Raw genomic sequence first — 19,734 nt, 5'->3', positions numbered from 1 at the left:
ACTGACAGGTCCCGGAGGGACGTCAAGCAGAACAAAGGTTGCAAAAGGGGACTAACTCAGCAGTGTTGCGCAAATGTCATATATTGCTGGGTTATGTCTCCCAAGCCCAGCCGAATCGATCTTCGAAAAATTGGGACGCGTGTCGCTGGGAGACGATCGGACGCGACGATACGCAACCAATCCTCTCCCAAGGCGAGAGGATTGGTTGAAAGTCGGTACCGGTCGCCCCTTCAATACCCGTTCAGCCGGGCGAACCGGTCGCGGTGCCAGGCGGCATTGCCCCATTGCGCCTCCAGCACCCGCGCACGCTTCAGGTAGAAGCCCGCGTCATGCTCGTCGGTCATGCCGATGCCGCCATGGAGCTGGATCATCTCGCGGCTGACGAGGTGGAGCGTCTCGTTCGCCACCGCCTTGGCCAGGCTCGCTTCCTGCGCCACGTTCGCGCGGCCGCTGTCGATCGCCTCCAGCGCGCCCTCCACTGCCGAGCGGCACAGCTCGAGCTCGGTGAACATCTTCGCCATGCGATGCTGCAGCGCCTGGAAGCTCGCCAGCACCTGCCCGAACTGGACGCGCGTCTTCAGATAGTCGTTGGTCTGGGCAAAGGCGCTTTCGGCCATGCCGAGCATCTCCGCGCTCGCCGCCGCCGCCGCGCGGTCCGCGACCTGCCCGATCAGCTCCACACCGCCGCCCAGCGCCTCGGCCGGAGCATTGTCGAACGTCACCTGCGCATGGCTGCGCGCATCGGCCAGGTGGCGCGGCGCGCGCGTCACGCCCGCATCGCCCGAGACGAGATAGAGCCCATCCGTCGCCGCGACGACGAAGAGCTGCGCGCCGTCGCCCTCGGGCACGAAGGCCTTCACGCCGCTGAGCTTGCCGCCTTCCACCTTCGTCGCGATCCTCGAAGGATCGAAGCGCGGGCCTTCGTCGATCGCCAGCGTGGCGACCAGCTCGCCCGCCGCGATCCGCGGCAGCCATGCGGCCTTTTGCGCATCCGATCCACCCATCAGGATGGCGCTGGTGGCCGCCGCGGTGCTGGCGAGCGGCGTCGCGACCAGGTTGCGGCCGAGCTGCTCGAGCACCAGGCCCAGCGAGACATAGCCCATCCCGGCCCCGCCCTGCGCCTCGGGCACCAGGATGCCGGCCCAGCCCATCTCGGCCTGGGCCCGCCACATCTCGGCGTCATAGCCGGCGGCCGGAGCGGCATCGCGCATCTTGCGAAAGGCAGTGACGGGGGCCTCGTTGTCCGCCCATTCGCGCGCCATGTCGCGCAGCATCGTCTGTTCTTCGGTCAGGACTGCCATCTTGTTATCCTCGTCATCCCGGCGAAAGCCGGGATCTCGTGCCACGAGCCGCACGCTGGCGGCCTGAGACCCCGGCTTTCGCCGGGGTAAGGCACTATTGATGATCCAGCATCCCCAGGATGCGCTTGGCGATCACGTTGTTCTGGATCTCGGTCGAGCCGCCATAGATCGACACCGCCTTGCCGAAGAGCCAGCTGCGCACGTCCTTCAGCGCGTCCTCCTCGAACCCGTCGCCGTCCCAGCCGAGGCCGGCCAGTCCGCGGATCTCGATCAGCAGCTCGGAGCGCTCCTGCATGATCCGCGCGCCGACATTCTTCATGATCGAAGTGGCGGCGCTCGGCCCCTGGTTGGACTTGGCCTCCAGCGCGGTGCGCCGGAGCGTGAGCATGAAGCTGCGCAGGTCCATCTCGTGCCGGGCGATGCGCGACCGCAGATCGGCATCGGCGATCCGGCCCTCGCCGTCGACGCCGACATATTTCTTGGCGAGCTGCCCCAGCGAGGCGCCGGCGAACATCCGCCCCGCCGCCGATCCGCCGCCCGACAGGCTGGAGCGCTCGTGCTGGAGCAGCCGCTTGCCGATCGTCCAGCCCTCGCCTTCCTGGCCCACCCGGTTGCTCTTGGGCACCTTCACGTCGGTGAAGAAGGTCTCGCAGAAGGGCGACGAGCCCGAGATCAGCCGGATCGGCTTCACTTCCACGCCCGGCGTGTCCATGTCGACCAGCAGGAAGGTGATGCCTTCATGCTTCTTCGTCTTGTCCGTGCGGACGAGCATGAAGCATTTGTCCGCCCATTGCCCGCCGCTGGTCCAGGTCTTCTGGCCGTTGACGACATAATGGTCGCCATGATCCTCGGCAAAGGTCTGAAGCGAGGCGAGGTCCGATCCCGCGCCCGGCTCCGAATAGCCCTGGCACCAGCGCACCAGCCCCTTGGCGATCGCCGGGATGTGCTCGCGCTTCTGCTCTTCCGAACCATATTCGAGCAGCGTCGGGCCGAACATCATCACGCCCATGCCGCCGATCGGGTTCCAGGCGCCGGCGCGCTGCATCTCCTCCTGGAGCACGCGCGCCTCGGCCCGGCTCAGGCCGCCGCCGCCATATTCCCTGGGCCAGGTCGGCACGCCCCAGCCCTTGTCGCCCATCGCCTGCTGCCAGGCGGCTTCCTCGGGCGAATTCTCGTGCGGCCCCTCGATCGCGGACATCGCATTGTCCTTGCCCTTCAGGCCGGGCGGGAAATTCGCCGCGATCCATGCGCGGGCCTCGGCGCGGAACATATCCTGGGGATTCGCCGGGGCGTCGATATCGGGGGCCGTGGCCATCACTCTCTCCGGTGCTCTTGTTGTTTCGAATTTGCGGTACGGCAGCGCGGGCGTCAAGCCATTCCATTGCCGCATCCGTCGTCCCGCCGATCTCCGGCTCCGCCCCATGTCCGTCATCCGGGTGAAAGCCGGGATCTCCTGCGGCTCCGCTCCCGCCCTCGCCCGAGATCCCGGCTTTCGTCGGGATGTCGGGAAGGCTAAGACGCGCCCGCAAAGGGGATAATCATGAAATTCGAACATCGCGCGGTGCCGATCGTGCTGATCGCCGTGCTCATCGACGTGATCGGCTTCGGCATCGTCATGCCGGTGCTTCCCGCGCTCGTCACCGAGCTGGGGCATGTCGAGCTCGACGCCGCGACCCGCATCGCCGGCTGGATGCTCGCCGCCTTCGCCATCGCCGGCTTCTTCGCCGGCCCGGTGCTCGGCAATCTGGGCGACCGCTATGGCCGCCGCCCGGTGCTGATCCTGTCGATGGTGGCCTTTGCGATCGACTATGCGCTGATGGCCGCCGCGCCCAGCCTGGCCTGGCTGTTCGTCGGCCGGGTCATCGCCGGCATCGCGGGCGCCACCTTCGGCCCGGCGAGCGCGGTGATCGCCGACGTGACGCCACCCGAGAAGCGCAGCGCGGTGTTCGGGCTGGTCGGCGCGGCGTTCGGCGTCGGCTTCATCCTCGGCCCGGCGCTGGGCGGGATCAGCTCGGTGCTCGGCCTGCGCGCGCCCTTCCTCATCGCCGCGATCTGCGCGGCGCTGAACGCAGTGGTGATGTTCTTCTTCCTGCCCGAGACGCTGGCCAAGGAGAATCGCCGGCCCTTCCGCTGGTCCGACGCGCACATCATCGGCGCCTTCCGCCCGCTCTTCCATGCCGGCAATGCCGGGCCGCTGCTGCTCGCCTGGTTCTTCTGGCAGCTCGCCGGCACCGTCTACCCCTCCACCTGGTCGTTCTGGGCCGCGATCCGCTTCGGCTGGGACGCGACGGCGATCGGCTGGTCGCTCGCCTATGTCGGCTTCCTCACCGTGCTGGTGCAGGCGCTGCTCACCGGGCGGGTGATCAAGCGCTTCGGCGAGCGCGGAGCGGCGCTGATCGCGCTCTGCGCCGCCTCGTTCACGCTCTTCTCCTATGCCTTCATCCAGCAGGGCTGGCAGGTCTATGCCTTCTTCCTGGTCGGCGCCTTCGGGGCCTTCGCCTATCCGGCGCTTAACGGCACCTTGTCGGGCATGGTCGGCGCCTCGCACCAGGGCGCGCTGCAGGGCGGCATCTCGAGCATGAACAACGTCGCGGCGATCCTTGGCCCGCTGATCGCCACCCAGGCGCTGGCGGCAGGCTCGCACCGCGGCTTCGACGGTGCCGCCTTCCTCGTTGCCGGTACGCTGATGGCCTGTGCCGCCCTGATCATCGCGCTGTTCGTCCATATGCGCCCCGCCCCCGCCGCGGAACCGCAACCGAGCGATTGAGCATTTTTTCGAAAAATGCGTATGGCCTTCGTCCCGGCGCTCTTCTAGGCGTGCCGGGAACGGGGGAGAAGCTATGCGTACCGAAGCGATGCTCGCCGGCGAATTCGCCACATTGTCCGATCTGATCCGCGGCCATGCGGAGGAGCGGCCGGACAAGCCGGCGATGATCTGCGAGGACCGGGCGATCAGCTATGCCGCGCTCGACGCGACGCTCGACCGCGTCGCCGCGGCGCTCCAGCGCGAGGGCCTGGCCAGGAACGAAGCGGTCGCGATCCTCGGCGCGCCCTCGATCGAATATGCCTGCGCCTTTTTCGGTGCGCTGCGGGCCGGCTGCGTCCCCACGCCGCTCCAGCCCTCGGCCACGCCGGCGCAGCTCGCCGCGATGATCGCCGATTGCGGCGCGAAGATCCTGTTCCTCGATGCCACCGGGGCAAAGGCGCTGGGCGACGCGACGGTTGCGGCGCAGCGCGTGGCGCTCGACGACGGCGAGGCGGGCATCGCTTTCCACGCGTTCCTGGCGCCCGAGGGCAGCCGGCCCGCACCGGTCGAGATCGGCCCGGACGATCCGTTCAACATCATCTACAGCTCGGGCACCACCGGCGTGCCCAAGGGCATCGTCCAGCCCCAGGCGATGCGGTGGATCCACATCGCCCGCGCGCCCGGCGGCTTCGCCAACGCAGTGACGATGATCGCCACCCCGCTCTATTCGAACACCACGCTGGTCAGCTTCATCCCCACCATCGCCTGGGGCGGCACCGCGGTGCTGCTCGGCAAGTTCGACGCGCACACCTTCGTGTCGCAGGCGGCAAAGCATCGCGCCACCCATGCGATGCTCGTGCCGGTCCAGTATCAGCGGATCATGGCGCTGCCCGATTTCGACAGCTTCGACCTCTCCGCCTTCGTCCTCAAGACCTGCACCAGCGCGCCCTTTTCCGCGGCGCTGAAGGCGGATGTGCTCGCGCGCTGGCCGGGCCTGCTCGTCGAATATTACGGGATGACCGAGGGCGGCGGCACCACTGCCCTGCTCTGCAACATGCATCCCACCAAGCTCCACACCGTCGGCACGCCCCTGCCCGGGCAGGACATCCGCCTGATCGACGAGGCGGGCAATGAAGTCCCGCAGGGCGAGATGGGCGAAGTGGTCGGCCGCTCGGGCGCGATGATGAGCGGCTATCACGGCCGCGCCGAGGCAACGCGCGATGCCACCTGGCACGACGCCGAGGGCAATCGCTACATCCGCCACGGCGATGTCGGCCGCTTCGACGAGGACGGCTTCCTGATCCTGATGGACCGCAAGAAGGATCTGATCATCTCGGGCGGGTTCAACATCTACCCCTCCGACCTCGAGGCGGAGCTGGTCGCGCATCCCGGCGTGGCGGATTGCGCGGTGGTCGGCATCCCCTCCGAGCAATGGGGCGAGACGCCGGTCGGCTTCTTCACCGGCCCCGGCGACCCGGCCGAGATCCTTGCCTGGTTCAATGCCCGGGTCGGCAAGACCCAGCGCCTGGCCGACCTCGTCAAGCTCGGCGAGCTGCCCCGCAACGCGATCGGCAAGGTCCTCAAGCGCGAGCTGCGCGACCGGTACGCCGCCGGATGACGCCGCTCGCGGACATATTGGCCGGGGCCGCGCGCACCGGCGGCGGCTTCACCACGGCCGTGCCCGCCGACTGGATGCAGGGCCGCACCGCCTATGGCGGCCTTTCCGCCGCGCTCGCGCTCCAGGCGGCGCTCGAGGCCGAGGCCGACCTGCCGCCGCTCCGCTCGGCCCAGATCGCCTTTATCGGCCCGCTCGCCGGCGCGGTGACCGTCACCGCCACGAAGCTCCGCCGCGGCCGCAACGCCGCCTTCCTCCAGTCCGACGTCGTCTCGGAAGCGGGACTCGGCCTGCGCGCCACCTTCGTGTTCATGGCGCCGCTCGCTTCGGCCCTCGCCCATGACATGGCGCCGCGCGCGCCCGTGCCGCCGCCAGCGCCGGACGCCGAACTCTATACGGGTCCCGAGGACTTCTTCACCGGCAACTTCAACTTCCGCGATCACCGGGAAGGCACCGGCCCGGCCGAATGGCTGCGCTGGGCCCGGCTGCGCGCGTCTGCCGGCATCCATCCGTTCGTCGAGCTGATGGCGATCGGCGATGCGCTGCCGCCCGCCGCATTCAAGCTGATCGAAGAGCGCCGCACGCCGCTCAGTTCGCTGAACTGGCAGATCAACTTCCAGACCGCCGAGCCGCGCACCACCGATGGCTGGTGGCTGCTTCACGCCGCCGCCGACACCGCGCATCACGGCTATTCCACCCAGCGCATGGCGATCTGGAACGCGGCGGGCGAGCCCGTCGCCGAAGCGATGCAGGGAGTCGCCATCTTCGGCTGAGACAATTTGCGACAGTTTCCCGGGCGCATGACAAACCCATGCGACAGCTGCCGTCCAGAAATCGGACCCTGTCGGGGCGACACCCCCGGAACACAGGAGTTCGACCCCGATGAAGAAGTTCCTCCTCGCCGCCGCTTTCGGCGCGACGCTGCTGGGTGCGTCTGCCTTCGCGCAGGACGCCCCGCCGGCCCCGCCCCCGCCCGGCGGCGGCATGTTCGACCGGCTCGACACCAATCACGACGGCGTGATCACCAAGGACGAGTTCCAGGCCGATGTCGCCGCCCGCTTCGCGCGGCTCGACACCAACCATGACGGCAAGGTGAGCGCGGAAGAGCGCGCCGCCGCGCGCCCCGGTGGCGGTGGCCGCGGCATGGCCGGCGACATGACCCTTGCCGACATGCAGGCCCAGGCCGAGCGCCGCTTCGACCGGCTCGACGCCAATCACGACGGCAAGATCGATCAGGCCGAGTTCGCGGCGATGCGCGCGCGAATGGAACGTCGCGGTCCCCCGCCGGGCGGCTCGGAGAGCAACTGAGCCCGCCCGATCTGGCCCGGGCGGGTTTGCCTCCTCACCCGCCCGGGCACCCCTTGTCTTGCGGCATGCCCATGACTTACGAACCCGACATGCCGGACACGCCGCACCTCCTGCTCGTCGAGGACGAACGCTCGATCCGAGAGCCGCTCGCCCAGTATCTGACCAGGCAGGGGTTCCGGATCACCCAGGCCGGCGATGCCGAGGGCGCGCGCGCCCGCATGGCCGCCTATGCCATCGACCTGGTGGTGCTCGACATCATGATGCCCGGCGAAGACGGCCTGTCGCTCTGCCGCCATATCCGCGAGAACAGCGATACTCCGGTGATCCTGCTCACCGCCCGGGGCGAGGAGACCGACCGGATCGTCGGGCTCGAAATGGGTGCCGACGACTATGTCGTGAAGCCCTTCTCCCCGCGCGAGCTCGCGGCCCGCATCAAGGTGGTGCTGCGTCGGCTCCAGGCCGGCGGCATCCGCCAGCACGCGCCCGACGCGGGCAGCTTCGCCTTTGCCGGCTGGGTGCTCAAGACCGGCGAGCGCGCCCTGGTCGACCGCGAGGGCGTGTCGGTGCCGCTCTCCACCGGCGAATACAGCCTGCTCCACGCGCTGGTCACCCGCCCCCGCGCGGTGCTCACCCGCGACCAGCTGCTCGACCTGACCCAGGGCCGCGAGGCCGCCGCCTTCGACCGTGCGATCGACAACCAGGTCAGCCGGCTGCGCAAGAAGATCGAGCCCGATCCCCGCAACCCGGCGATCATCAAGACCGTCTGGGGCGGCGGCTATACGCTGGCGGCCGAAGTGACGCGGCTGTGATTTCCATTCGTCATCCCGGCGGAAGCCGGGACCGCAGGCGGCAGGCGATTGGCTTGGGGCACGAGATCCCGGTGTTCGCCGGGATGACGGCTTCTTGATGACTCGCCTCTTCCCCCGCTCGCTTCCCGGCCAGATCGCGCTGCTCGTCGCGGTGGCGCTGTTCGTCGCCCAGGCGATCAATTTCGGCTTTCTCGTCCGCGAGCGCCAGAGCGCCCGCTTCGCTCAGGTGATCGTCCCCACCGTCACCCGGCTGATCGACGCCGCCGAGCGGCTCGGCGCGCCGGTGAACCCGCGCCCGGACGCACCGGGCATGGCCGAGCGCCGCGGTGGGCACGAGGGGCGCGAGGGGCGAGACGGCCGCCGCCAGCTGCGCGGACGCGTCGATTTCGGCCCGGCCAATCCGATCCCCGCCGAGCTCGTCCGCCGCGCCGACATCGAACGCGACTTTCGCCGCGGGCTCACCGATGGCGGCGTCGCCGTCGGCCAGGTCATCGCCGTGGTCCGCCCGATCGACGGCAGCCGCCCGCTCCTGAAGCGCATGGATCCCGCCCGCGCCGAACGCCTCCGCCGCATGGGGGCCGAGCTGATGGTCGCGGTCGAGCTTCCCGGGCGGGGCTGGCTCTCGCTCAGTTCGGCCTGGCCGCGCTCCGAGCGTGCCCTGATCTGGCAGCTGCTCGCCCAGACGCTCATCCTCTATGTCGTCGTGCTGCTGCCCGTGCTCTGGGCCGGCCACCGCATCGCCAGCCCGCTGCGCAAGCTTGCCACCGCCGCGCGCGATTTCCACCCCGGCGACGGCGCCCGCCCGGTCGAGGAAAGCGGCCCCAGCGACGTGCGTGCGGTGATCGCCGCCTATAACGCGCTCAGCACCCGCGTGACGGGCATGCTGGACGAGAAGGACCGCATGTTGGGCGCGATCGGGCACGACCTGCGCACGCCGCTCGCCGCGCTGCGCGTCCGCATCGAATCGGTCGAGGACGAGGATGATCGCGCCCGCATGGCCGACACGATCGACGAGATGAACCGCACGCTCGACGACATCCTCAGCCTCGCCAGGCTCGGCCGCCCCAGCGAGCCGCCCACCGATGTCGACCTCTCGGCGCTGATCGACGCGGTGGTCGAGGATTTCCGCGATCTCGGCCGGGACGTGACGTTCGAGGAAGCGCCGCGGCTGCGCATGCACCTGCGCCCCGCGCTAATGCGCCGCGCGGTGCGCAACCTGATCGAGAATGCCGTCAAATATGGCGGCGGCGCCGAAGTCCATCTGCGCCCGGGCGAGCAGCGCGTCGCGATCGAAGTCTGCGATCGCGGTCCGGGCATTCCGCCCGAGAAGCTGGAAAAGGTCTTCGATCCCTTCACGCGCCTGGAGGAATCGCGCAACCGCGAGACCGGCGGTGCCGGCCTGGGCCTGGCACTGGCCCGCGCCATCGTCCGCGACGCGAGCGGCGAGATCAGCCTGGCCAATCGCGACGGCGGCGGCCTGGTGGCGACGATCACCCTGCCACGCAGCTGATCGCCGCCGGAACCGCGTCATATCCTCACTTCGGAGGCGCCTTGGAATAGGTCGGCCAGCCGCGGACGATCTCGTGCACCACCGGCGCGCCCACCCGGTAGAGCCCGTCCAGCGCCGGCAGATAGCCGGCAAAGGATTGCGGCCCCTCCCGGACGAGCTGCTCCGACGCGGGCACGCCCCGGGGCGGCATGTCGAAATTGCTCGCCGCGCGGAGCAGCAGCACCCGGTCGGGGTCGACCCGCCCTGCCCGGCCCAGCGCCGCCAGCGCCACCATCGCCCCGGCATCATTGGTCTCGGTGGTGCGGAACGTTCCGCGGCCGTCGGTCATATAGGCGACCCAGCGGCGCGCCCATGCGTCCAGCCGGCCGCCCAGCCAGAAGGTCTCAGACGAAAGCGTCGATCCGATCGCGACTTCCGGCACCGACCGCGCCCGAGGCTGGTCATATTCCGCCCGAACCGCCCGCATCTCGGCATTGTCGGGAAGCGCGACGCGAACGGTCAGCCGATAGGCCCAGCGGGCAAGCGACGCGTTGAGCATGGTGACCGTCCGCGCACGGTTCGTGCGGAACGGGCCGGTCCAGCCGCGGACGTCCTCCGGCGAGCCGGCCGCCACCCGCGGTTCGGGATAGGGCCTGGTCCTGCCGGCGGGGAAATATCCCTCCGGCCAGTCGGCGGGGATCTCGCGGGCGTCGATCTCATGGGCGACGTCGCCGTTGACGACGAAATCCGTCCAGATCAGGTCCCCGATGGTTCCCGTCTCCGGCGACGTGCCCGCAATGCCGTTGATCAGCCAGTAGGAGTGCGAAAGGTCGAAATTCGCATCCAGGCCGAGCGCCATCAGGTTCACGGCGGGATGCAGGCTGTTGGGCCCGATCTTCATTGCGATGATCGATCCGTCGGCATTGGCCCAGACGGGGTTGAACGCCCCCTTCACCGGCAGCCGCCGCTTGAGGTTCAGGCCCTCGATCCAGTGATGCAGTTCGCCCGGCTTGTCGGCATCGCCCCAATAGCCCTTCTCGCCATAGGCCTTGCTCGTCTCGAAATATCCCAGGATCACCACCTTGGGGTGCAGCACCGCCGCCCCGGCGTTCGAAGACAGGGCGGCCGATATCAGCGCCGCCGCCATTCCAAGCTTCCGCATCCCCCGTCGCATCCCTTCTCGCCTGCCCGTCACCCGATCCTGATAGCGGGGGCCGGCTTTGCAATCGATGGCCCTGGGGCAACCGCGGCCCCCGTTTCGCGTTTGCAGCTTCGGGACACAACAGAGGGAGGATCTGCGAAAATGCGCGCGATGATCGCCATGACGATGCTGGCACTGGCCGGCTGCACCCAATCGACTTCGACATCCGGGCCGCCGCCGGAGCTCCGCGGAGGCCAGATGAGCCCGGTCCCCGCCTTCAACGGTGGCGGCGAGGGCTGGAGCATCGACATCACGTCCACCGGCGGGGGCGCCCATGACGCCAGCCTCGTCTGGGCCAGCGGTTCGCAGCACAACGACTTCAAGCTGTTCTATCGCGGCCAGCCGGCGGACGCACCGAGCACGCTGATCGTCCTGAGCGGCGAGATGCGGGCGGGCGGCGCGCTCCGGCCGGTGATCGTCGAGATCAAGCGCGAGCCCTGCAGGGACGATGCGGGCGCGAGCTTCATGCACAGCGTGTCGGTGACCGCCGAAGGCGTGGTGCCGGGCACCAGCCAGATGCGCGGCTGCGGCCACCTCGCCATGCGCTAGGGTGCGGGTCGTGGTTCCAAACCCAGGGGCGAAACCGTCACATGGGACGCCGAAGTCCATACGCGTCCGGAAACGAAAAAGGCCGGGGCTTCCACCCCGGCCTTTCGCATCCAGATCGGTGTAGAAACCCGGCGATCAGCCGACGATCTCTTCCGGCTTGAAGAAGAAATCGATCTCGATCGCGGCATTCTCGTCCGAATCCGAACCGTGCACCGAGTTCGCCTCGATCGATTCGGCCAGTTCCTTGCGGATGGTGCCGGCATCGGCATTGGCCGGGTTGGTGGCGCCCATGATGTCGCGGTTGCGCTGCACGGCGTTCTCGCCCTCGAGCACCTGCACGACGACCGGACCCGAGATCATGAACTCGACCAGATCGTTGAAGAAGGGGCGCTCGCGATGGACGCCATAGAAGCCCTCGGCCTGCTCGCGGCTCATCTGGATGCGCTTCGAGGCGACGACGCGCAGGCCGGCCTCCTCCAGCATCTTGGTGACCGCGCCGGTGAGGTTGCGGCGGGTGGCATCGGGCTTGATGATCGAAAAGGTCCGGTTCGCGGCCATGGCCGTGCGGCTCCTGCTTTTGAGGTTGTGGAAAAGTCGCGGCTCCCTAGTCCCCGGCGGCGCGCGATGCAAGCGCTCCTGCCGGGCCGGTCCCGTCCTGCAGCACGATGTTCCGCCATTGTTCCTTCCAGAGCGCTTCCAGGCACCCGGAGCGCCCTAAACTCAGGCCGCCTTTTCCCAGCGCCCCTGCGCGTTCTGCTTCCAGTAGTTGCGCTCCACGCCCTCACGGTCGGCCAGCGCCTTCCAGGCGATACGCGCCTCGGCGATGCGGTCCTCGTCGAAGAAGTGGAAGGCCCGGTCGAAGCCCAGCGCCTCCTCGCGCCACACGCCGTCGGCCAGCGCCACGTTGCGCGCGCCATTGGCCGGAGTACCGGCCTCGGCCGCGATCAGTACCGGCTGGCGGTCGTCATCGGGGCCACCGGCCTGGCCATGGGGCAGGAAGCTTTCGGGCGCATAGGTCCAGAGCAGCTGGTCAAGCCGCGCGCGCTGGCTCGCCTCGCCCGCCACGATCAGCAGCCGTCCGCCGCTCTCGATCACGCGTTCGGCGATGCGGGGCAGCGCGCGTTCCAGGGGAAGCTGCGTCAGATGGTAGAAGTCGACCTGCATGGCTCCTGTTAGCGCTTCCGTGCGTTCGGGCCAACGCACGTGACGTTGCGGTGGCGCAACCGCTGCGATAGGGCGGTGGAAGCCGCGTGCACGGGAGTTGAAGCAAAGGTGGGAATCGAAGTGACGCGCAAGGCCTTGCTGCTGTCGGCCGCGCTCGGCCTGTGCCTGGCGGCCGAGGCGCGCGCCCAGACGCAGACCGAGCCGACTCGGGGCGCTCCCACCCCGGCGCCGACCCCGGCTGCGGCGCCCGACCTGCAGACTCCCGCGGTCGAGCCGCCGCCGCCTTCGCCGACGGCGCTGCCCGAGGGCGAGGACCAGATCCAGTTCACTGCCGATCAGCTCGATTACGACAACGAGCAGGACGTTGTGACCGCCACCGGCGACGTGCGCCTCTATCGCCGCAGCGAGCGGCTGCGCGCCGACAAGGTGGTATGGAACCGCAAGTCCGGCCAGGTGGTGGCCGAGGGCAATGTCGTTCTGGTCAATCCGCAGGGCGACAGCGCCTATGGCGACAAGATCGAGCTGACCGATACCCTGAAGGACGGCGTCGTCCAGAACATGCTGGTGGTGCTCGACGCGGGCGGTCGCGTCGCCGCGCAGCGCGGCGAACGCCATGCGGACGGCAGCTTCACCGTCCACAACGCCGCCTACACGCCCTGTGCGGTGAGCGATTCGGAAGGATGCCCCAAGGAGCCCACCTGGAAGGTCACTGCCGACCGCGTGGTCTATGAGCCCGACAAGAAGCGGCTGCGCTATACCGGCGCCCGTGTCTCGGTGTTCGGTTTCGCGACGATCCCGCTGCCGGTCTTCTCGCATCCGGTGGGCGGCCAGAGCGCCAGCGGCATCCTGTCGCCGGACCTGCGCTACAACCGCACCAACGGCTTCCAGTTCGCGCTGCCTTACTATCTCAGCTTCGCGCCCAATCGCGACCTGACGATCACGCCGCGCATCTACACCAACGTGCTGCCGGTGCTGCAGGCCGATTATCGCGAGCTGAATTCGCTCGGCGCCTTCCGCCTCAGCGCCTATGGCACCTATAGCCGCCGGGCGGACGATCTGACGGTTCCCGTCACTCCGGCCACCTCGAAGAACGATTTCCGCGGCTATCTCGACGCGGTCGGCAATTTCCAGCTCGATCCGGCCTGGAGCGCCAGCGCCTCGCTGCGCTTGACCACCGACCGCACCTTCCTGCGTCGCTACGATATTTCGCGCGATGACAGGTTGCGTAACAATATTCGCGTGGAACGCATTGATGCGGATAGCTATTTCTCGATAAACGCCTGGGTGGTGCAGACGCTGCGGGTCGGCGACCGCCAGGGCCTGCAGCCCTATGCCCTGCCCGAGATCGACTATCGCCGCCGGATGGACGACGGGCTGGTCGGCGGACGTTTCGAATTCCAGCTCAACACGCTGGCGATCGGGCGGTCCGACGGGCAGGATTCGCAGCGCGCCTTCGCCAGCGCCCGCTGGGACCTGCGCCGCCTGACCAACTGGGGCCAGGAAGTGACCCTGACCGCCTATGCCCGGGGCGATCTCTACAACGCCTCGGACACGAACCTGACCAGCGTCGTCAGCTATCGCGGCGAGGATGGCTTCCACACGCGCGGCATCGCCGCCGCGGCGGTGGACGTGAAATGGCCGCTGATCGGCAGCCTGTTCGGCGGCACCCAGCGGATCACGCCTCGCTTCCAGGTCGTCGCCTCGCCCAAGATCGCCAATCTGGAAGTCCCCAACGAAGACGCCCGCGCGGTGGACCTGGAGGATTCGAACCTCTTCGCGCTCAACCGTTTCCCGGGCTATGACCGGTTCGAGGATTCGACCCGGTTCACCTGGGGCATGGATTACGCGCTGTACCTGCCGGGATTCTCCATCGACGCGAATATCGGCCAGAGCTACCGCATCTCGTCGCGCCCCACGCTGTTCCCAGACGGGACGGGGCTGACCGACCGGGTGTCCGACATCGTCGGCCGCACGGTGATCCGCTTCCGCGACTTCATCAGCTTCACGCACCGCTACCGGCTCGACAAGGACAACCTCGCCTTCCGCCGCAACGAAGTCGACATGACGCTCGGCTCGCGGGCGACGTATATCCAGCTCGGCTATCTGCGCCTCAACCGCAACATCAGCGCGTCGCTCGAGGACCTGCAGGATCGCGAGGAGCTGCGGCTCGGCGCCCGTGTGCAGATCGCGCGCTTCTGGTCGATCTCGGGCTCCACCCTGGTCGATCTCACCGATCGCAAGGAAGATCCCGCCTCGCTCTCCGACGGATTCGAGCCGGTGCGCCACCGCGTCGGCATCACCTATGAGGACGATTGCCTGAGGCTGGGCTTCACCTGGAAGCGCGACTATGCCACCACCGGCGATGCGTCGCGCGGCAATTCCTATCTGTTCACGCTGGCGTTCAAGAATCTCGGACGCTAGGCTCCGCGACAGAGGGGAACCGCCGGTAAGCCTAAGTTCAGGCACAATTGGCCAGTAAGCGCCACGCTTCCGGCAGATTTGAGGGTACGGATTCACGTGAACATTGGTGTTACCAAGGCGATCCGCGCAGGCCGCTCGTCCGTTCTGGCGCTCGCGATCTCCAGCCTGGCATCCGCCGCCATGGCGCAGACCGCCCCGCACGCACCGGCACCGCCGACGCAGGAAGATCAGGAGGCGGCGCTCGCCGCCCAGCTCGATCTCCCCCGCGATCTCAAGCTGTTCGGCAAGGCCGATCCGAACGTCCGCAAGCCCACGGCGATCGTGAACGACACGGTGCTGACCGGCACCGACGTCGATCAGCGGCTCAACCTGATCATCGCGCTCAACAAGCTCAACCTGAAGCCGGAAGAGCGCGATCAGTATCGCATGATGATCCTGCGCCAGCTGATCGACGAGACGCTGCAGATCCAGGAGGCCAAGGCCAACGAGATCAAGGTCGACCCCAAGGAGATCGACCAGAGCTTCGCCTCGGTCGCGCGCCGCCTCCAGAAGACGCCGGAGCAGATGCGCGCCTTCCTGCGCGAGGCCGGCGCGTCCGAGCGCACGATGCGCAAGCAGGTCGAGGGCGAGGTCGCCTGGAGCCGCCTGCTGCGCCGCAAGGTGGACATCAACGTGAGCGACGAGGAGGCCAAGGCCATTCTCGACCGCCTCAAGGCCGCGCAGGGCAGCGAGGAATATCACGTCTACGAAATCTACATGAACGCGACCGACGACCGTAAGCAGGAAGTCTATGCGGGCATGCAGCGCATCATCCAGCAGATGAAGGAAGGCGCGCCGTTCGACTATCTGGCGAAGACTTATTCGGAAAGCTCGACCAAGGGCCAGGGCGGCGATCTCGGCTGGGTCCGCATGGCGCCCGGCATCCTGCCGGAGGAGATGGCCAAGGCCGTCGAGGAGATGCAGCCCGGCCAGGTCGCCGGCCCGATCCCGCTCAGCACGGGCTTCTCGGTCGTCTATCTCGCCGACAAGCGCAAGGTCGGCATGGCCGATCCGCGCGGTGCCAAGCTCTCGCTGCGCCAGATCACGATCAACTTCCCCAAGGGCACCAACGAGGCGCAGGCCACGGCGCGTGCCGGCCAGTTCGCCGCGGCGACCCAGGCGATCAAGGGCTGCGGCGATGCGTCCAACGTCGCCGCCGCGCAGAATGCCGAAGTGGTGGAGAAGGACGGCGTGGTGATCGGCGACCTGCCGCCCGCGCTCCAGCAGATCATCCTGCCGTTGCAGGTGGGCCAGGTGACCCAGCCCTTCGGCACGATCGAGGACGGCGTGCGCGTTCTCGTCGTGTGCGGCCGCGACGATCCGCCGTCCCCCGGCCTTCCCTCGATCGAGCAGATCCAGGACGGCGAGGCCGACAAGCGTACCAATCTGCGTGCGCAGCGCATGCTCCGCGACCTGCGGCGCGACGCGCTCATCGAATATCGCTGAAGTGATCCGGCCGCTCGCCATATCGATGGGCGATTCGGCCGGAATCGGCCCCGAGATCACTGCCAAGGCATGGAAGGCGCGCGAACTCCACTCGCTCGCGCCCTTCTTTGCCATCGGCTGTCCCGCCGCCGTCGAGCGCGTGTGGGACGGCCCGGTCGCCCGGATCAACAATCCGGACGAAGCGGCCGGCGTCTTCGGCGACGCGCTGCCGGTGCTCGCCGTCAGCGACACCTGCGAAGTCACCCCGGGCAACCCCGACGAGGCCAGCGCGAAAGCGGCGCTCCAGTCGCTCGAGCTGGCGGTGGGCCTCGCCAATGCCGGCGCGGCCGGCGGCGTGGTGACCGGCCCGGTGTCGAAGGTCCAGCTCTACAAGATCGGCTTCACGCATCCCGGCCAGACCGAATTCGTCGCCGAACGCTGCGGCATCGCGCCCGAGAACGCGGTGATGATGCTCGCCGGCCCCACGCTGCGCGTGGTGCCGATGACGGTGCACGAGCCGCTGGCCCGGGTGCCCGAACTGCTCACCATCGACCTGGTGCTCACCAAGGCGCGCGTCACCGCACGCGGCCTGCTGCGCAATTTCGGCATCGAGCGCCCCCGGCTCGCCTTTGCCGGCCTCAACCCCCATGCCGGCGAAAGCGGGGAAATCGGGCGCGAGGAGATCGACGTGCTCCAGCCCGCCATCGCCCGCCTGCGCGAGGAAGGGATCGACGCGATCGGCCCCTTCGCTGCCGACGCGATGTTCCATGCCCGTGCCCGTGCCGGCTATGATGCCGCGCTCTGCCCGACGCACGACCAGGCGCTGATCCCGATCAAGACGCTGCACTTCGACGAGGGCGTGAACATCACGCTCGGCCTGCCGATCGTCCGCACCTCGCCCGACCATGGCACCGCCTTCGGCATCGCCGGCAAGGACGCCGCCAATCCGGGGGCGATGATCGCCGCGATCAAGATGGCCGCCAGCGCCGCGCAGCGCCGGGCCGAAGCCGCGGCGTGACCGAGCTTCCGCCTCTCAGGGAAGTCATCGGCAAATATGGTCTCAGCGCGAGCAAGGCGCTGGGCCAGAATTTCCTGTTCGACCACCAGCTGCTCGCCCGCATCGCCAAGGTGCCGGGCAAGCTCGAGGGCGCCGAAGTGTTCGAGGTCGGCCCGGGCCCCGGCGGCCTCACCCGCGCGCTGCTCCAGGGCGGGGCCGGCGTCACCGCGGTGGAGCGCGACCGGCGCTGCATTCCCGCGCTGGAGGAACTCGGCACCTATTTTCCGGGCAAGCTCCGCGTCATTGAAGGCGATGCGCTGGAAGTGGACGCGCCTGCGCTGTTCCAGGGCAAGCCCCATGTCGTCGCCAACCTGCCCTATAATGTCGGCACGGCACTGCTCGTGGGCTGGCTCTCGGCGGCATGGGAGCCCTGGTGGGCCAGCCTGACGCTGATGTTCCAGAAGGAAGTCGCCGAGCGGATCGTCGCCGCGCCCGGCACCGAGCATTATGGCCGGCTGGCGGTGCTCGCCCAATGGCGCTCGACTCCGAAGATCGCGATGAACGTCCACCGCTCGGCCTTCACCCCGCCGCCCAAGGTGATGTCGGCCGTCGTCCATATCGTCCCCGGCACCGCGCCGGAGGGTGTGCGGCTGAAGACGCTGGAGACGCTCACTGCCGCCGCGTTCGGCCAGCGCCGCAAGATGCTGCGCCAGAGCCTGAAGGGCATGCCCGGCGCGCTGGAGGCGATGGAAAGGCTGGGCATCGATTCCAGCCGCCGCGCGGAGACGGTGACCGTCGAGGAATTCGTCGCCCTCGCCCGCGCCCTCGGCTGAAGCCGTCGGGGCCGTACCGCTCTGCCGGAATGCCCGGCAGGCGAGATCCTAGTTTGCAGACGGGATCAGGGCTTGGCCGTCGGCGTGGCGCTTGGCACCGGCACGGGTTCGGCCTGGGCGGTGGTGACCGGCGGCCCCTTGGCGATCGCCGCCGAGAGCTGAGTCGCATCGGCACATGCCTTGGCGCAGAGCTTCTCGATCTTGGCCAGATTCTCCTTGGCCCGCTCCATCGCGCCCTTGGCGACCATCGCCTCGCCCTGGCCACGCAGCGCCGCGGTGTCGTTCGGCTCAAGGCTCAGCGCCTCGCGATAGAGGCGGATCGCCTTGCCCGGCAAATTGTTCCTGCGCGCGATCTCGGCGAGGACGAGATAGGCCTCGCGATTGCGCGGGTCCACCGCCAGGGCGCTCTCCAGCACATCGCCCGCGCCCTCGACATTGCCGGCGGCCAGCGCCGCGCGGCCCTGCCGGACGAGTTCCATCGAACGCGGATCGATCTGGTTGTCGGCACGCTGCGCCATCAGCGAGGTGGAAACCGACAGCAGCAGCAACGCACCGGCCGCCCCAATCGCAGTGAAACGCATCACATTCTCCGAAATCTGCCCCGTCGCTATCATGGCCGGCGCATCCTCGCGACAAAAAAGCCATCGGTCGAGTCCGCAAGCGGGGTGAAGCGCAGCCCCGGTCCACGCGGCGTGCCGGCACCGAGCGACAGCGGCTGGGCGCTCCAGCCCGGATGCCGGTCGAGGAACGCCTGGGCCTGGCCTGCCCCTTCCGCATCGAGCAGCGAGCAGACGACGTGCACGAGCATGCCGCCGGGGCGCACGAGATCGGCGGCGATATCGAGCAGCGCGGCCTGGGTCGCGACATAACGGTCCAGCCGCTGCGGAGTAAGCCGCCAGCGCGCCTCGGGATTGCGGCGCCAGGTGCCGGTGCCCGAGCAAGGCGCGTCGATCAGCACCACATCCGCGCGGCCGCTCTGGTCGGCGAGCATCGCCGCCTCCTGGTTCGGGTTGAGGAGGCGAGTCTCGGCGATCGACACCCCCGCCCGCTCGGCACGGGGCATCAGCCGGGAAAGCCGCGGGCGATCGACATCGCAGGCGAGGATCGAACCATGGTTCGCCATCGCCGCGGCCAGTGCGAGGGTCTTGCCGCCGCCACCGGCACACAGATCGATGACGTGCTGCCCCCGCTCCACGCCCGCCGCCAGGCTGACGAACTGGCTGCCGGCGTCCTGCACTTCGAGCCGGCCTTCCTTGTAGGCGGGCAGTTGCTCGACAGCCGCATCCGACGGCACCCTCAGGCCAGCGGACAGGCACGGCAGCGGCACGGCGCCGGGGATCCCGGCCTGGATCGCCGCCGGATCGGCCTTGAGCGTGTTGACGCGGATATCGAGCGGCGCGCGCTCGAGCAGCGCCGCCTGCTCATCGGCATCCAGGCCGGACGAGGTGAAAGCCTCGGCCAGCCAGGCCGGCAGCACGCCCGCCGCGGCCGCGGGCTCATCCGGCGCGATCGCTGCGGGGCCATAGGGCGATCCGTCGAACAGCGCAGCCAGCTCGGGCTGGCGGCGGACCAGCGCCAGCATCGCGGCGCGGCCGCTCTCCGGGCGCTCGCCGAGCATGCGGATCGCGTCATAGACCAGCGCGCGGATGGCCCGGCGGTCCTTGGAGCCGGCATAGCGGCGCTCGGCGAACCAGCGGGCGATGATCGTATCGGCCGATCCGCCCTGATCGCGGGCGGCGGCGATGATCTTGTCGAGCAGGTCGATGGCAGCCTGGAGCCGCGCCGCGGGGTTCATGGCTTCGTCACAAGCAGAACGAATGCGGTTTTGACAGCGAAA

At 68.8% G+C, this 19,734-nt stretch carries 18 protein-coding genes; 11 read left to right on the top strand and 7 right to left on the bottom strand.

Going from position 1 to position 19,734, the window contains the following annotated elements; translation table 11 throughout:
* Nucleotides 1-230 precede the first annotated feature (230 nt).
* The gene (locus CAP40_RS11170; protein ID WP_086129599.1) at nt 231-1,301 is read right to left on the bottom strand and encodes an acyl-CoA dehydrogenase family protein; all 1,071 of its coding nucleotides are present in this window, start codon (nt 1,299-1,301) and stop codon (nt 231-233) included.
* Nucleotides 1,302-1,395: 94 nt separating this feature from the next.
* Complete coding sequence (locus tag CAP40_RS11165) at nt 1,396-2,616, bottom strand: acyl-CoA dehydrogenase family protein (RefSeq protein ID WP_086129598.1); 1,221 nt, start codon at nt 2,614-2,616, stop codon at nt 1,396-1,398.
* A 225-nt stretch (nt 2,617-2,841) separates the two neighbouring features.
* Between CAP40_RS11165 and CAP40_RS11160 the strand changes: the two genes are divergently transcribed.
* The 6 genes from CAP40_RS11160 (at nt 2,842) to CAP40_RS11135 (ending at nt 9,289) form a co-directional block, all read left to right on the top strand.
* A complete protein-coding gene (locus tag CAP40_RS11160; RefSeq protein ID WP_179188114.1) occupies nt 2,842-4,068 on the top strand; it encodes a TCR/Tet family MFS transporter in 1,227 nt (408 codons plus the stop codon).
* A gap of 73 nt (nt 4,069-4,141) precedes the next feature.
* Nucleotides 4,142-5,665, top strand: coding sequence for a class I adenylate-forming enzyme family protein (locus tag CAP40_RS11155; RefSeq protein ID WP_086129597.1), 1,524 nt, complete (start codon nt 4,142-4,144; stop codon nt 5,663-5,665).
* On the top strand, nt 5,662-6,435 hold the full coding sequence (locus CAP40_RS11150) for a thioesterase family protein (RefSeq protein WP_086129596.1): 774 nt from the start codon (nt 5,662-5,664) through the stop codon (nt 6,433-6,435). The genes CAP40_RS11155 and CAP40_RS11150 overlap by 4 nt, the downstream gene beginning before the upstream one ends.
* Before the next feature lie 109 nt (nt 6,436-6,544).
* Nucleotides 6,545-6,970 (top strand): EF-hand domain-containing protein, encoded by a 426-nt coding sequence (locus tag CAP40_RS11145; RefSeq protein ID WP_086129595.1) that lies wholly within the window; start codon nt 6,545-6,547, stop codon nt 6,968-6,970.
* Between the two features lie 89 nt (nt 6,971-7,059).
* A complete protein-coding gene (locus tag CAP40_RS11140; RefSeq protein ID WP_086130068.1) occupies nt 7,060-7,779 on the top strand; it encodes a response regulator in 720 nt (239 codons plus the stop codon).
* A gap of 97 nt (nt 7,780-7,876) precedes the next feature.
* A complete protein-coding gene (locus tag CAP40_RS11135; RefSeq protein WP_086129594.1) occupies nt 7,877-9,289 on the top strand; it encodes an ATP-binding protein in 1,413 nt (470 codons plus the stop codon).
* Between the two features lie 25 nt (nt 9,290-9,314).
* Here CAP40_RS11135 and CAP40_RS11130 read toward each other — a convergent pair whose 3' ends face one another.
* Nucleotides 9,315-10,430: a purine nucleoside permease gene (locus CAP40_RS11130; protein ID WP_179188112.1), complete on the bottom strand. Its 1,116-nt coding sequence runs from the start codon at nt 10,428-10,430 to the stop codon at nt 9,315-9,317.
* A 141-nt stretch (nt 10,431-10,571) separates the two neighbouring features.
* Here CAP40_RS11130 and CAP40_RS11125 point away from each other — a divergent pair, with 141 nt between their 5' ends.
* Nucleotides 10,572-11,018 (top strand): hypothetical protein, encoded by a 447-nt coding sequence (locus CAP40_RS11125; protein WP_086129592.1) that lies wholly within the window; start codon nt 10,572-10,574, stop codon nt 11,016-11,018.
* Between the two features lie 135 nt (nt 11,019-11,153).
* On the opposite strand, the gene ndk is transcribed toward CAP40_RS11125, so the two are convergent.
* Both ndk and CAP40_RS11115 read right to left on the bottom strand, forming a co-directional pair.
* A complete protein-coding gene (gene ndk, locus CAP40_RS11120) occupies nt 11,154-11,576 on the bottom strand; it encodes a nucleoside-diphosphate kinase (RefSeq protein ID WP_086129591.1) in 423 nt (140 codons plus the stop codon).
* Nucleotides 11,577-11,738: 162 nt separating this feature from the next.
* The gene (locus tag CAP40_RS11115) at nt 11,739-12,182 is read right to left on the bottom strand and encodes a DNA polymerase III subunit chi (protein ID WP_086129590.1); all 444 of its coding nucleotides are present in this window, start codon (nt 12,180-12,182) and stop codon (nt 11,739-11,741) included.
* Between the two features lie 120 nt (nt 12,183-12,302).
* Between CAP40_RS11115 and CAP40_RS11110 the strand changes: the two genes are divergently transcribed.
* The 4 genes from CAP40_RS11110 (at nt 12,303) to rsmA (ending at nt 17,897) form a co-directional block, all read left to right on the top strand.
* Entirely contained in the window at nt 12,303-14,603 is a 2,301-nt protein-coding gene (locus tag CAP40_RS11110; protein ID WP_256924150.1) for an LPS-assembly protein LptD, read from the top strand.
* A gap of 96 nt (nt 14,604-14,699) precedes the next feature.
* The gene (locus CAP40_RS11105; RefSeq protein ID WP_256924149.1) at nt 14,700-16,088 is read left to right on the top strand and encodes a peptidylprolyl isomerase; all 1,389 of its coding nucleotides are present in this window, start codon (nt 14,700-14,702) and stop codon (nt 16,086-16,088) included.
* A gap of 1 nt (nt 16,089) precedes the next feature.
* A complete protein-coding gene (gene pdxA / locus CAP40_RS11100) occupies nt 16,090-17,085 on the top strand; it encodes a 4-hydroxythreonine-4-phosphate dehydrogenase PdxA (RefSeq protein ID WP_086129588.1) in 996 nt (331 codons plus the stop codon).
* Nucleotides 17,082-17,897, top strand: a complete 816-nt coding sequence (gene rsmA / locus CAP40_RS11095) for a 16S rRNA (adenine(1518)-N(6)/adenine(1519)-N(6))-dimethyltransferase RsmA (RefSeq protein WP_086129587.1) — start codon at nt 17,082-17,084, stop codon at nt 17,895-17,897. The genes pdxA and rsmA overlap by 4 nt, the downstream gene beginning before the upstream one ends.
* Nucleotides 17,898-17,962: 65 nt before the next feature.
* On the opposite strand, the gene CAP40_RS11090 is transcribed toward rsmA, so the two are convergent.
* Both CAP40_RS11090 and CAP40_RS11085 read right to left on the bottom strand, forming a co-directional pair.
* Complete coding sequence (locus CAP40_RS11090) at nt 17,963-18,478, bottom strand: lipopolysaccharide assembly protein LapB (protein ID WP_179188110.1); 516 nt, start codon at nt 18,476-18,478, stop codon at nt 17,963-17,965.
* Nucleotides 18,479-18,507: 29 nt separating this feature from the next.
* Nucleotides 18,508-19,692 (bottom strand): RsmB/NOP family class I SAM-dependent RNA methyltransferase, encoded by a 1,185-nt coding sequence (locus CAP40_RS11085; RefSeq protein ID WP_086129586.1) that lies wholly within the window; start codon nt 19,690-19,692, stop codon nt 18,508-18,510.
* Between the last annotated feature and the right edge of the window lie 42 nt (nt 19,693-19,734).

The organism is Sphingomonas sp. IBVSS2 (genome assembly GCF_002127225.1).
Classification (GTDB): domain Bacteria; phylum Pseudomonadota; class Alphaproteobacteria; order Sphingomonadales; family Sphingomonadaceae; genus Sphingomonas.
This window is presented reverse-complemented; position numbering and strand designations above follow the sequence as displayed.